9 protein-coding genes are annotated in these 13,804 nt (G+C 61.2%); 3 read left to right on the forward strand and 6 right to left on the reverse strand.

The genetic code is table 11. The annotated features are described in order from the left end of the window. Window positions 1–366 precede the first annotated feature (366 nt). Together AC1D12_RS10145 and AC1D12_RS10150 are read left to right on the forward strand one after the other, a co-directional pair. A complete protein-coding gene (locus AC1D12_RS10145; RefSeq protein WP_477840230.1) occupies window positions 367–696 on the forward strand; it encodes a hypothetical protein in 330 nt (109 codons plus the stop codon). A gap of 156 nt (window positions 697–852) precedes the next feature. Continuing rightward, entirely contained in the window at window positions 853–2,424 is a 1,572-nt protein-coding gene (locus AC1D12_RS10150) for a DNA cytosine methyltransferase (RefSeq protein WP_477840232.1), read from the forward strand. A 4-nt stretch (window positions 2,425–2,428) separates the two neighbouring features. Here AC1D12_RS10150 and AC1D12_RS10155 read toward each other — a convergent pair whose 3' ends face one another. Genes AC1D12_RS10155 through AC1D12_RS10180 form a run of 6 tightly spaced genes read right to left on the reverse strand, consistent with a single transcriptional unit; the run spans window position 2,429 to window position 12,672 of the window. Then, window positions 2,429–2,923 carry a very short patch repair endonuclease gene (locus AC1D12_RS10155; protein WP_477840234.1) on the reverse strand — a complete coding sequence of 165 codons (495 nt, stop codon included), beginning with the start codon at window positions 2,921–2,923 and terminating at the stop codon, window positions 2,429–2,431. A gap of 40 nt (window positions 2,924–2,963) precedes the next feature. After that, window positions 2,964–4,745: an AIPR family protein gene (locus AC1D12_RS10160; RefSeq protein WP_477840236.1), complete on the reverse strand. Its 1,782-nt coding sequence runs from the start codon at window positions 4,743–4,745 to the stop codon at window positions 2,964–2,966. Beyond that, a complete protein-coding gene (locus tag AC1D12_RS10165; RefSeq protein ID WP_477840238.1) occupies window positions 4,742–5,752 on the reverse strand; it encodes a PD-(D/E)XK motif protein in 1,011 nt (336 codons plus the stop codon). Before AC1D12_RS10165 ends, AC1D12_RS10160 begins: the two co-directional genes overlap by 4 nt. Next, window positions 5,736–8,648 (reverse strand): Z1 domain-containing protein, encoded by a 2,913-nt coding sequence (locus AC1D12_RS10170; RefSeq protein WP_477840240.1) that lies wholly within the window; start codon window positions 8,646–8,648, stop codon window positions 5,736–5,738. Before AC1D12_RS10170 ends, AC1D12_RS10165 begins: the two co-directional genes overlap by 17 nt. Beyond that, window positions 8,645–10,138, reverse strand: a complete 1,494-nt coding sequence (locus AC1D12_RS10175) for an ATP-binding protein (RefSeq protein WP_477840241.1) — start codon at window positions 10,136–10,138, stop codon at window positions 8,645–8,647. Before AC1D12_RS10175 ends, AC1D12_RS10170 begins: the two co-directional genes overlap by 4 nt. Then, the gene (locus AC1D12_RS10180) at window positions 10,135–12,672 is read right to left on the reverse strand and encodes a sigma-70 family RNA polymerase sigma factor (RefSeq protein ID WP_477840243.1); all 2,538 of its coding nucleotides are present in this window, start codon (window positions 12,670–12,672) and stop codon (window positions 10,135–10,137) included. Before AC1D12_RS10180 ends, AC1D12_RS10175 begins: the two co-directional genes overlap by 4 nt. A 528-nt stretch (window positions 12,673–13,200) precedes the next feature. Here AC1D12_RS10180 and AC1D12_RS10185 point away from each other — a divergent pair. Further along, the coding region (locus AC1D12_RS10185) for a dCTP deaminase domain-containing protein (protein ID WP_477840245.1) at window positions 13,201–13,804 on the forward strand (604 nt) is incomplete at its 3' end.

The following is a 13,804-nucleotide window of genomic DNA, read 5'->3' on the forward strand; positions in this document are numbered from 1 at the left end:
CGGGGGTGGTGGGGAGGGTGAGGTACCAGGCGGCGAGAGCGAGCAACGGCGCGGCCGCCAGGGCGATCTGCAGGAGACGTGGGGCGTGGCGCATGGCGGCGATTCTGCGGCAGGGCGCGTGCTACATTGGCCGCGCCCCGGCGAGAGCCTGGGTCGAGATTGGCGTCTCGGAAGATACCCGCGTGAGGCCGCACACTGGCGGCTTTTTTCACGCGCGAACGCTCGGCTACTCCCATCAAGGGCAGCCCGGGCGGGGGAGCCTTCGGGCTCGCCGGCTTGGTATCAACCGGTACGCCAACTCCGTTCGGGCTGCCACCCCCGCTGGCGTGAGGGGTGACGGCTCTTCAACTTTCGGAGCTGATACCCATGAGCATCAATGTCGTTGCCGATGAGGAGTCGACCTCTTCGTCGCAGTTCAAGGAATTCCGGTGGACCGACGAGGCCACCGACACCAAATCCATCGAGGCACGTCACCTGAATCGACTGATCGGGCAGACGATCGACGTCACAGATGGCGTTCGAGCGCTGCTCGAACTCGCGGAGTTTGATGACTGGTTGCTTGTGGACGACCACACGCCGTTGGTCGATCGATGTCGACACGATTCGCTCAGGCGCTTCAGCGTGACGGCATTGCGGTTGTTGTCTGAAGAGGCGGCGCGGGTGGGGGAGTGGGTGCGGTCCGGTGCCGACTGCTGACTCGAGAGGCCATGGGGGCTTTCAAATGAAATCTCCCTGTTGTGGCGATCGGCAGATGCCACATCGTGTAGCACTGGTGTTCGGCCTGGCAGAATGACAATGCTGCCGATATCGGCGCTTTGGCGCGCCTTCTTTTTCTCGCGCTGACATAGACAGATGCAAACCAAGAAAGAAGCGATACCGGTCATTGATCTCTTTGCCGGGCCGGGAGGACTTTGCGAGGGCTTTTCGTCCGTCTTCGATGCAACGGGCGAGCGTCGATTCGCCGTAAAGGTCTCCATCGAGAAGGACCCCATCGCCCATCGGACCCTGCTGCTTCGAGCGATCTTCCGAAAGTTCCCCAAGGGTAAGGTTCCAAGCTGCTACTACGAATACGTCCGCGGGAAGATTACCCGCGAGCAGTTCCTCGCACATCCGGACATCAAGGATGTCGCGGAACATGCGGCCAAGGAAGCCCGGTGCGCCGAGCTTGGCGTGACCCCGCCCACGGAGGTCGACGGATGGATTCGCGAGGCGCTGGGCGACCAGACCGATTGGGTGCTCATCGGCGGACCACCTTGTCAGGCCTACTCGCTGGCTGGCCGCTCGCGGCTGCGCAGTAAAGATGTGAAGAAGTTCGAGGCGGACGCCAAGCACTTCCTCTACACCGAATACCTGCGGATCATTCAGGAGTTCGCACCGGCTGTTTTCGTGATGGAAAACGTCAAGGGGATGCTCAACTCCAAGAACGCTGGCAAGCACATCTTCGAGCGCATCCTTGCTGATCTGAAAGCGCCGCGGGCGGATCTGAGCTATGAAATCCGATCGTTGGTGATCCACAAGCGAGAGGGCAGGCTCGATCCCAACGACTACGTGATCGAAGCCGACGACCATGGCATTCCACAGAGCCGCCACCGAGTGATTCTCTTTGGCATCCGCTCAGACGTGGCAGCCGCGACACCAGCGCTCGCAGAGCGCCCGGAAAGTTTCCTGCTTCGCAAGCTGGCGAAGAAGGTCGGCGTGAGCGCCGCCTTGGCCGGCCTGCCGCCGTTGCGCAGTCGGCTGTCCAAGGAGCCTGACTCGCAGGAGGCCTGGATGGAAGCCCTTCGCGAGGCACCGCTCACGCTCAAGGGCTGGCGCTTGCCCCTGCGAAGCGACATCGAAGCAGCGATGGAGAAGTTCACCAAGGCGGCGGAGAAGCAAGCGACGTTTGGTGCGTCCTTCATCCAAGTGGAGGTCGCCCCGGGCGGGGCCATGCCCGAGAACCTCAAGGACTGGTATCTTGACGAGGAGCTTGGTGGGGTCTTGCAGCATGAGACCCGGAGCCACATGCGCTCGGACCTGCATCGATACATGTTCGCTGCCTGCTTCGCAGCGACGCAGAAATACGCTCCGGATCTGCGTAACTTCCCGCCAAGGCTGCTGCCCGATCATGTGAACGTCGATGAGGAGACGATCCCGTTCAAGGACAGATTCCGCGTCCAGATGGGAAAGGATCCTTCGTCCACTGTCGTGGCACACATCAAGAAGGATGGGCACTACTACATCCATCCCGATCCAGCGCAATGTCGCAGCCTGACCGCGCGCGAGGCGGCCCGTTTGCAGACCTTCCCCGACAACTACTTTTTCGAGGGAACGCGCACAGAGCAGTACGGGCAGATCGGGAATGCCGTTCCACCGCTTTTGGCCAGGCAGATCGGCCAGATCATTCTTGACTTCATGACCTCCCCACGAAGGCGGGGTGGATGACGCGCTATTGCGCGCTGTCCCGATCGACCAGACGGTTGCCCTCCTCCAAGCTGCGGCCGCTGATCTCACCGATCCGCGCATCGCTGGCGATCCAGCGCCCAAGGGCCCCGGACAAGCCGGCGATGGATTCGGGCGTGCGCGTCGAGCACTCCCAGACGCAGAGCACTCGCCAACCCATCTCCGCCAGCTTGTCGACCGCGCGTTGATCGCGGTCGACATTGGCCTGCAACTTGGCGGACCAAAACTCCGTTCGCGTCGACGGCGTCTTGGCGTATTTGCATCCCTTGTGTGCATGCCAGAAGCAGCCATGCACGAATACGACGATCTTGCGGCCCGACATGACGATGTCCGGGGTTCCCGGCAAGTCGCGCTGATGGAGCCGGAAGCGATGACCCATCGCGAAAAGCGCCTTGCGCACCTGCATCTCAGGCAGGGAGTTCTTGCCCTTGATGCCGGACATCATCTGGCTGCGTTTGACGGGGCTGACGACATCGACCATGCCTTGATCTCGATAGGCCCGATGGGCTCCGGCTCGCCGGTCAGGCGGCCTTTACTTCCGGCATGTCGTCGGCTGGCTCGGAGTAGCTGGCACCCATCACGGCATCTTTGCATTCCGGGCGCTTGGCCCACTCAGACACCATGCGTCCGCCGGAGGTGGAGTGCAATGCCTCGTTGACCTCCTTGGCCCAGGTGGCGATTTGCGACATCAATTCTGGTGAGACCGCCTGCCTGGCCCAGATGCGATCCAGGTCGATGCGTGCGCCCAGCTTCTCGGAGAGAACGGCGACCGTGTAGGCGGTGACGTTGGCTTGAAAGGCCTGGAACATATTCCGCAGCAGCTTTTGAGCGTCACGATAGATTTTGGCCTTGGCAACCATGGCCTTGAAGTCGGCCACGCTGGGTAGCGGCGCTTCCTGGCCCTCGGAAGGAGAGAGCGTGGCCATGAAGCGATCGAAATTCTTCTGCGAGCCCATGCTTACGATGTCGGGCTTTCGGTCCCAGGCATTGAGGTATTTGGCCAAGTCGGTTTTGGTAAATCGCCGGGTGGTGGGAATCGCGTCCTTCAAGGCTTTGAGCTTGGCCGGTGTGGTCCCCTCGCGGGAGAGCAGGGTGTTGTAGCTGCCGGCTGCACGTTCGTAGAACCATTGGCCGACGCCATCCGGGCAGTAGACCGAGCGCGAGAGCTTCTCGATCTCGACATGGAAAGGCTTGTTGGCCGACAGGTCGGATTGGCGGACCGCATTCTGACTGTTGGCGAAGCGCGAGATGTCGGAGACCAGGGCTTCTTCCTTGATGGAGTCCTGCACCTTCATCACGATGATCTTCGCGGGAACTCTGACGCGGCTCAGGTCCGTGTCGGGATACTTCTTCTTGGTGAAGTACAGCGAGGCCGTGGTTTGACCGCCGTTGACGATCTGCAAGCCTTTGAGCCAGGCGATGCCTTCGGCGCCCTGGGCGGTTTTGCCCAAGAGCATTTCGTCGGCCACGATGACGATGCCGTTGTTGTAGGCCATGAACCGCTCGGGGGCCGAGCGCAACGTTGATTGGATGCCAGCGTTGACGCCCTTGCCCTTGACGCTCAGGAAGGAGCGGACGTTGGCCTCGAGTAGGCGCGCGCCGAACTTCTCATAGAGCAGCCGTAGCGCTTCGCCGGGGACCGCCGTCATGGCGTAGTTGTAGTCGTCGCTCTCGCCTGGCACGTAGACGCAGGGCAGGGGCGAGCCGGACACCTCGTTGAAGTCGACCACCAGTTCGTCGCGTGGCTTGCCCTCTGATGTGTGCCGGTGCAGCCGTTCRATGTCCATCACTTCCAGGCGCACGGCTTTGCCGCCGATGTCGCGCGTCTTGAAGCTCTTGGACTTGGCCACGCGATCGGTGATGACGTAGACGCGGACCTGTTCGAGATCGTTGTAGATGGCTTGCAGTGTCTCTGCCAGCGAGCGCACGTCGCTGGACGGGTCGAGCTTCTGCGCCATCTTGCCGTCGGCGCACAGCGTCAGGAATCGCAGGCACCGTTCGGCGGCCGTCTTGGTTTCGGAGTCTGAGATGGGCGTGGGCTCATCGACTCCGGCATACAGGCTGACGAACAAGTCGAGCTGATCTCCGTCGTCGGAGATGGAGTAGCCGCTGAGCCGCAGGATGGCGTTGCCCACCGTGCCTTCGAAGTGGCACTCCACGGGCTCGAAGGTCATGCCGATCTCCGACATGTGCTCCATCACGATCCCAGCGAACACCAGCTCTTCATAAAGCGCGCCATCGCGCATTTGAGATTTGACCGTGGTCTGCGTCTCGCGCAGGAAGTCCGGCAGGTTTGAACTCATATCACTCCCAATTTCCTTAGTGCATCGGCGGCAGGGACACTCGCGCCCTCGGCCTTGTCCAGATCGATTTCGTACATGACCCGGGTGATGCCCAGCGGGACGCTGCCCAGGGTGAGGCGGGGGAAGCTGTCCATCACTTCGATGATTCGAGTGTCGGCCAGCGTGAAGCGGCGGACGTAGCGGTCCGCGTGGGTGTCGAAGTAGCCCGCGGCGATCAACCGCTCGCTTAGCAGTCGTGTGGCCTCGGCATCGCCCTGGGAGGTGTCGCGCAGCGCTACCACCAAGTCCGGCAGACTTTGTCCAGACTCAACTTGGCGCAGGCGCGCTCCGACCAGGAAGAGTGGCTGGCGAGTCGAATCATCGAGCTGCTCCAGCGAACCGATCTTGGCGGGGAAGCCCACAGCGGACAGTGTGGTCTTGACCTCCAGCGCGCCGGTCCCGAGTTCGAAGTCCTGGACGCCGTCGAGCGGCCCCACCCAGGACTCGACTGCTACAGCCATCGGCACGCCAGCGTCGATGATCRCCTGCAGCAGCGTGAGTTCGCCCATCAAGCCTATCTCCGCTTCCGGGCTCAGCGTCTGCGAGCCCTTGCGCATGAATTCCTGCCACGCGCCAACGCGCCCAAGGAAAACGCGCAGGAGCTTCGATCCCGCCATACCTGCGGACGCGGCTTCATCCAGTGCACCCACCACATCGCAGGCCATGGTCGCGAAGAGCTCCGAGCTCCCGGCAGCTCGTCGCGTTAGCGCGAGCCGAAGCTGGTCAACGCCCTCGGGATCGGTGCGCTCGACGCCGAAGCCCTGGCCCTCGGGCAGTTTCTCCGCCGAGGCAAGTCGAACAGATGGGAAGGCGAGAAGGATGGCTTCGGCATTGTCCGGTGAGCGCCGGCCCGCTTGCACTTCGATGGGACCGGCCGAGGGCAACGAGATGGCCTGCCACCCGGATGCGGGATCGTCGCCCGACAGCGAGGACCAAGCCAGCAGAAATTCTTCACTCGGACGGGCCATATTCCTGCATCCAGTAGAGGAGGTTGACTTCGTATTCCACGCTGATCGGTTTGTCGCTTTCAGGGAAGGCAATGGCGAAGGCCATGATGGGCTTGCTCCATCCGGGGATGATGAGCCGTTCGGCCGTTTTGTCCTTGTTGTAGAAGTAGGGCGTGAGCGGGTAGAGCATCAGCAGCCCGCGATCCGTATCGCCGCCGAGCTTCCTGCGCACTTCGCGGATGCCTTTGCCACTGGGTGCGGTCGGAAGCTCGGTTCGGCCGCGAGCAGGGTCCGGTTTCCATGAGGCGCGGGTGAGGGCCAAGGCCTCGCGCCAAGTGTCGTCGCCAAGATCGATCCCTTCATCTTTCGGGTCCGTAAGCACGCCGATGGCGAAATTCTTGAGATCGATCTTCATGGGGTCGAGCGGGTCTTCGGTCTTGCGGATCGAATAGGCCGTCGAAGCCTCTCCCCCAGGGAAGGTATGCGGTTCGCCCTCGCCTTTGCCGCCACCGAGCAGCGCGACGCTCCATTTTGTCAATTGCCCTGAATCGACCATCTTGGCGATGAACTCCGAGAGCACCGCGGCGTTGGCGCTGGTGGCGTTCGGGTGTGTCACATACGAGCTGAGGAAGGCGAGCACCTTGGATACGTCGACCTCTTTCCAGAGACGCGCGCTTGGCCAGGAATCCGGTTCGCCGTCGCGGTCGTACTTCGGAGCGTCTTCAAAAGGGCTCCGGAGCGAGGCGATCAAGCCGTCGGTCGCGTCAAGGTTTCGTTGCTGGAGTTTCGCGTCGCGATGGAAGAGGATGGTCTGTGGACGCGTGCCGCTGTAGCTCAGCGACAGCGTCTGTGCGTTGCGCATCTTCAAAGGGGACGTGACGGTGAGCACCTCATGCGACATCACTTTGAGTCCGTATTGCTCCGGCGTCAGCTTGGCCTCGGCCATGAAGTCGAACTCCTCCCGCAGTTCCTCCGAGGCGTCTGCGATGTGGCCAAACCACCTCACTAGGTCGGGCGAGGTGTAGAGGCGGCACAGGTCCAGGTAACCTGGGCGGTAGCCGAACCAGCGGCCCATCTGCATAAGCGTGTCATACATCTTCGTGGTGCGCACGAAGTAGCTAACGCACAGCCCTTCCAGCGTCAGGCCGCGCGCGAGCTTGTCGCCACCGACCGCGATCACCTTGAGAGCTGCGCCAGGCGTCGCGTAGTCAAGCGCATCCTTCGCCGTGCCATTGATCGAGCGGACCTCGATGTCGTTCAGAACATCGGGCAGGACGGCAAGGATGTCAGTCCAGCTCGGCATCGGCTGGGGACACTCCTCTGCAGCAAGCAGTTCCGCGACTTGATCTCGAACGGGTAGGACGTCCCTCTGCCAGAGCTTGTTCAATTGGTCCAGGAGTTTCTCTGCGCCGATGCGGCGCCGGATCTTCTGGCGCATGCGGCGCACGGTCTCTTCGACTTGCTCGCGCACTTGGTTCTGCACGTCGACATAGCGCGTGACATGGATCAGCATTGAGCTGTGTTGGTCGCCTTGGCCGCGCAACTCGCGAACCGCGCAGGCGAGGACGAAGGCGTTGATAGCCTCCCGCAGCGATGGCGGAATGATCTCCTGTCCGTCGTACGTCGGGACGTGCGTCTTCCTGTGCTTGGGCGGCATCCAGCCCGAGTCCGTCTTGGGGTCGTAGTGGTCGAAAATGTCTCGCGAGAGAGGCAGCGCGCCTTCACGCCCTTCCTTGGTCAACTTGCCGAACATGCGGGCAGGGCCTACATAGTTGGACGGAGCGGCCAGGTTGATGATGAAGGACCGCGGGAAGAGGTCTGGTCCTTCTTTGGCTGTTGCGCCCTTGTGATGGATGAAGATGTTGGCAAAGGGCGTGGCCGTGTAGCCAACATAGGCCTTGCGCGTGAACGCGTGCAGCACCTGGCGGATGAGACTGTTGATGGTCTTGGGCTGATGCTCTTCGTCCGGTGTGCCATCGTCGTTGAATATCTGTTCTCCCGTATCGACCGAGGCGTTGTCGGCTTCATCATCGATCATCAGCAACGGCAGTTTCGTTACCAGCTTGCGCCCGTTGTCAGCATCTGTGCTGTCGGCCACACGTGTTTGAATCCAGTGCAGCAGCGCTGTGAGGACGGTCTTCTGTTTCTTGACTACGAACAACCAGGGTCGCTCTTCGGGAGAGATGCCGTGGAAATGCTTGGCGATGGCCTTGTTGAAGTCGCCGTTCTCCGCGCGCGTGGTCGCGGAGTTGGTCTTCAAATCCTCGCCGAACTCGGCCACGCCGATAGGCATGCCCGGATCGCGGTCGATGGTCGTCTCATAGCCCAGAAAGCTCTCTTCAAGCCGCATCTGAGTCTGCGAGCGCAGGTTGTTGTGCATGCCCGCGAGCACGATGATGATCTTGTAGCCGGCATCGGCCGCTTTGCAGATGAGGCCCGAGTAGTTGCTGGTCTTGCCCGATTGCACGTGCCCGACGACGAGCCCGCGCCGATCCCAGTCGTCGGGCCGCTGCGGATCTTCCAGCAGACCCAGGATGTCGTCGGTGGCTTCGTCGAGGCCATCGACCACAGTGTCGGAGAGCTTGGATTCCAGGAAGTCACGGTAGCGTCGCCAGTAGTGCCAATCGCGCTTTCTAGCCGCTGTCAGCCAGTCGAAGTGGCCCGTGTTGTCCTTGAGCGTGGTTGCCTTGCCGATCCAGTGGCTGAAACGCTGGATCAGCGCAATGACGGCCTTGCCTTGGTCGATCGAATGCGGTGAGTCCCCCGCGAACATCGTCGCCGCCAGTTGAACCTTCTCGGCGATGAATGCAGGAGTGATCTTGGACTTGTCCTTCTCGGCCTTCACCAGCCGCTGCGCGGTGGCGATGACGTTCTCAAGCAGCTCCACTTGGGCGGCAGCCTCTTCTGCTGTGGTCATTGGTTCCTCCCTAGTTTGGCGACCAGCGTCGGGTACTTCTGGAATGGCTCAGTCCTGAGCATCGACTTGYGGGCTTCCTCCTCGCTCAGGCCCTTGCGCCCGACCAAGTCGTTGAACAGAACGCTTGCTACCTCGATTACGGCCGCGTTGGGTTCGCCTTCGAATCCGGTCCGTGGCGTTTCCTTGTTCTCGGCGGTATCGAGCCAGATCCGTTGGATGGGGACGGTTTCCTCGATCACACGCAGCATCGCCTTCACCAACGGCTGCAGATCGCCCGAGCGCTCCATGACGGCGGCCACCGACGGATGCGAGTCGTCGATCCGATAGCGCATGCCGGCTCTGAGCCGCTCGACTCGCCAAGCCTGTTCGATGGGCTGGCTGCCAACTGAGGGGGTGGGTGATCCTCGAAATGCAAACACGCGGCGGGCTCGATCCCGTGTGTTCTCGGCCAGAGCCATCAACCACGGGCGGAGCGACACCGGCGGACGGGCCGTCGACTTACGGACGTCGATCTTCCAGTCAGCGTCGGCGGTGTTGGGTATGTCCAGCCTGATACGTGCCAAGCGATGGGCCTCCTCGCGATTCCATGCTTTCGAATTGCCCAGGCCGAGCCACCCGCCGGCGACCAGAAGGCGTTCATTCCGATAGACGTAGAAGCCTTGCTGCGCGGTCCAACCAGCGGGGCCGGCGTATTCTTCGAACTCGTCATTGGTCAACTTGTCGCGGTGCGGCAGTACGTGGCATTGAGCCAGCACCAACCCGCTGTCGGTCCGCTGCTGGGCGACAGGTGACGCCCACGGCTTGGCGGGATGCCCAGTCATGAAAGGATCCCAAGGCTCGATGGGGCGGCCGTTAAGCAGCAGCTTGAGCCGCGCACGTGGGCCTTGCAGCAAGCGATGGAAGACCATGGCCAAGTGCGACTCGACGCTGTCGATGAGATCGTTGAAGTCGTCCAGCATGTAGCCAGAGGTGACGATGCGATCGAGCCTTTCCCAGAGAACCAGCGTTCCCGTTTTCTTGCCATCGAGACTGGAAAGATGCCGTAGGGAGCCTTCGGCGGGGCCTTCGAAAAGCAGCCAGTCGCTGTCTGGATCAGCCGCCAGTTCATCAAGATCCCATCGCAAGCAGCTTCGCGCGCCGCCCTTGACGCTCACGACGGTCAGCCGGCGGCATTGCGACAGCGACGCGGTCTTCAGGCCCATTCCGAACCGCCCCAGATCGTTGGCCTCGCGCGCGACCAACGGGTTCTTGTCTCCCAGCCGCATGGCTCCTTCGAGCTCCGGATCGCTCATGCCTCGTCCGTCGTCCAAGATCAGCACGCGGCTTTCAGAGCCATCCCATTGGAAGTCGATGCGGACTTCGTGTGCGTCGGCGGAAATGCTGTTGTCGACGATGTCTGCGAGTGCTGCGGCCGTCGAGTACCCGAGGCCTCGCAGCGATTCGAGCATCGCAGTGGCGCGAGGCGGGGCCTTGCGGGTCTTCGAGGTCATTTCCAATAGCCTTTCCCTGGCCAAGACTCGAACCCGAATTTCAGCAACGCGCGTGCGAGCCTTCGATGCAAGTTGTCGGGCGTGTGTACCAAGTTCACCCAGATGCGGCCGGAGGAATTTGATCTTCCATCTTCAACCGAGATTCCAAGCTTTGTCGCTTGTGCCAGCAGTCGATCCACGCTCGACTGGCCCGATTGATTGGGCGGTCGAGCCGTTTCGCGCGCAGAACGCGGTGTGGATTGACGTTTCGGAGCCACCGATTCCGCAGACCTCTCGTGCGCTTCGATTGCGTCGGCGCTCTCGGACTCCTCTTTGGCGGTATCTAGGTTGATGCCCAGAGCCAAACGTGCGAAGGGCTCGGACCTTGCAGGATGCCGGAGTTTTGTGATCGCCTGGGCTTCGATTTGCCGGATGCGTTCCCGTGTCACATCGAAGCGCTGACCAACCTCCTCCAGGGTCAGGGGGGCGTTGATGCCGATGCCGAAACGCAGCCTGAGGATTCGCTCCGCCTTGCCATCCTTGCTTGACAGCGACGAGATCAGACGGTTCACCGCTGAGCGCAACTGAATCTTGTCCACGACGTCAGCCGGATCGGGCGTTGAATAGGCATCGCGCGCGTCGATTGAGATCATGTCGTCGACAGTCATTTCGTCGATTCGAGAAGGCTCGGGCGGAATGCGCAGTAGCGCTGAAACCCTGTGGGCGGGCATCTCCATAAGTTCTGCCAGTTCATGGAGGGTAGGCTCACGGCGGAAGCTCTTTTCGAAGGTGTCGGCAAAGCGCCGCAGGCGCTGAGTCTTCTCGTAGATGTGTATCGGCACGCGGATGGTGCGAGCCTTGTCGGCGACATGGCGCCCGATCTGCTGCCGGATCCACCAGGTAGCGTAGGTCGAGAATCTGAATCCGCGCCGCCAGTCGTAGCGATCGACGGCCTTGAGCARTCCGATGTTGCCTTCCTGAGCGAGGTCGTCCAAGGGCTCTCCGCTGTACAGGTATTTCTTGGCATGGAAGAAGGCTAGTTTGAGGTTCGCTGCCGTCATGCGATCTCGGGCTTTCCGGAAGGAGGACAGTGCTTGGGTGAAGCCCGGGCAAGGGGCTGGCCCATCCGCTGTGTCTCCCAGTTCCAACAGAAAGCGGCGATTGAGGCTCAGGGCGGTCAGCGCCTTGCGGATCTGCGGGACCAGCGATTTCGAGCCATCGCCACGCTCGGTCAGTGAACCAAGCTGACTCAGCGCGTCGGCGAAGCCAGCGTCGGCCGGAGCGCTGGCGGCCGGCTCACCGTCTTCGTCCATGGCGTCTTCAGAAGCATCTGTCTCAGACGCAGCGGCGTTCATATCGCCGGCCGAAGCGACCTCAGGATCTGGCTCAGCGTCGCCGAGCCAGATGGATGACAGAGGGCGCAGTCCGGCAATTGCGTTGCCGCCGGCGGCCAGTGTCGACGCAATGCCCGCCGGCCAAGCTGCCAAAGCGTCCAGCATGCCTTCGATGGCTCCTTCCATGATTTGCGCAAGCTCGATTTCTTCTTCGGCCGTGAGCAGCGGCAGTCGCTGGAACTCGCGTTGGTAGATATGCAAAGGCTTGTGGCGAGGCCAGGCGGCGCGGTCGATCGCGCCCAATGCCTCATCGAGGGTGGCCTCCTCGTCGGGCGTCTCAGCTGGATCGATGAACACCTCGAAGCTCTCGTCAGCGTCGGCGTATTCGAAGCGTTCATCAATCTCCGCGCCAAGGTCATTGATCACCATGGCCAAGAAAGCTTCGGCCTCGGGATTGGGCGAGCGGTCTTCGTTGATCGAAAGCGTCTGGACGTCCCARCCAGGAACACTGCCTTCACGGATCGCCCTCAGCAAAAGGCGCCTCAGCAGCGCACGCGCCTCGGCATCGTCAGCCCGAGCCAGCGGCAGGGCCTGGTCGGGCAGGTAGGCATCGATGTCGTCCCATGCGGCGGAGGAGTCGATCGGCTCGTGCGACGTGATCGCGCTTTGAATTGCACTGGCCGAATCCTTAACTACGAGATTGGCCTCCGGCGGCGTGGCTTCCTCCTGAGCCTCCCAACCCGATAGATCGAACTCCTCGTCCTCAACTATTTCGATGACGACCGATGGTGACGTCGCTCGTGCCGGCTCGGGCAGCGGGACTGGGGTCTCAGATTCTGTGGGCTCCGTAGAAGCTGAGATCCCTATGTCGGCGGTGGCTTCCTGGGTAAGTTGGCCGCCGGCTAAAGAGATGTCTATGACCAAGTCTGGCTTGGTACTGATGTCAACACTTGACGCTTGGACGGGCGGGATGGTTGCACGGACTGCGTGAAGGATCGCGGCGGTGTCTCGCGACCCAGCCGCGAGGGCAATCTCAAGGGCCGTTTTGCCAGAAGGGTCGAGCAACTCACAATCAGCTCCGGCGCTGAGCAGTAAGCGGCAGATGGCTGGCTTGTTCCTCACGGCCGAGAGCATCAGTGGCGTCATGCCGCTGGCATCACGGGCATCGAGATCGTCGCCCCGGTCAATGTGAATTTGAACGGCGCTCTCGACACCAGCCATGACTGCCATTCGCAGGAATAGGCTCAGAGGCCGGGCGCCGGCGACCTTTGCGTGGCTCACTCGCGCGCACCTATTCCGCCGGGCCGGCCTCCGGACTCCCTTGATAGCTCGGCGGGCGCCCTGCCGCACTCCGCTGTGAGGCGCTGGTATGACCAAGCACTCGCTGCTCCCCTTGGTGCCAAAACGGCTCCGTTGAGTTTTCTAGTGGTTACAAATTCTACAGGCGCGACAAGGGGCGGAGACCGGTGTTCTCACTGAGGAGAACATGGAGCTACTCTTTGATCGAGATCGCTCTGGACCCTCGTCTACACCTTCGTCATCGCTTGTTCAACGCTCGCAGAACTGCATTGGTTGGTCGGCTCTGCCCTTCAGTTCGATGCACTCACGCACTCATGTGGCGTGTTGAAGGAGGGGAAGTGCTCAATTTTTTACTTGCCAATGAGGCAACGAGCGAGCATCGCAATGCTTTGACTTTGGCTCGCGCCAAGTCCATCATCGCAGCACACTAATTCCCAATCAGGAGGGGATATGGCGATCTTGCCGTCGCAAACAATTAAGTCGGAATTGGCCGCGGGCCGATTGATCCGTCACGCTGACGATGAGTGCGTGCAGTCGTGCAGCTATGACCTACGAATCGGAACCATCTTTGAGGACGGTCAGCCAATTACGAGCACAAGCGTCTCTGCTTCGCGGCAAGTTGTTCTCAAGCCCGGCGGAATAATAAGCATGTTCACCCAAGAGGAGCTATGCCTCCCGTCTGATGTTTGTGCAACGGTTTTTCCGATTAACGCCCAAAGCTCACGTGGGTTACTTGTTCTAAATCCGGGGCATGTTGATCCGGGCTATTGCGGTCCTATCACCGTGAAGGTACTCAACATCAGCAAATCTGAGAAGTTGCTGACGTTGGGCGAGCCAATATTTACGGCGATATTTGATCGACTGGAAGAACCAACAGACTCGCCATATGTCAATTCGTCGAAGAGTCGCGGCAAGCGTGAGGTAGAGTACGCCGAAAAAGATTTAAACTCTTCGCCTGGGTCGCTTCTTAAGCTGGTCGGTGAACCAAGTGACGAGCATGTAAAGTCACTCATCCGGTCTCATTGGATGAGCGTTTCTACAGTGGGCCTCAGTC

The sequence above is a fragment of the Rhizobacter sp. P1_G5 genome, from assembly GCF_056405435.1.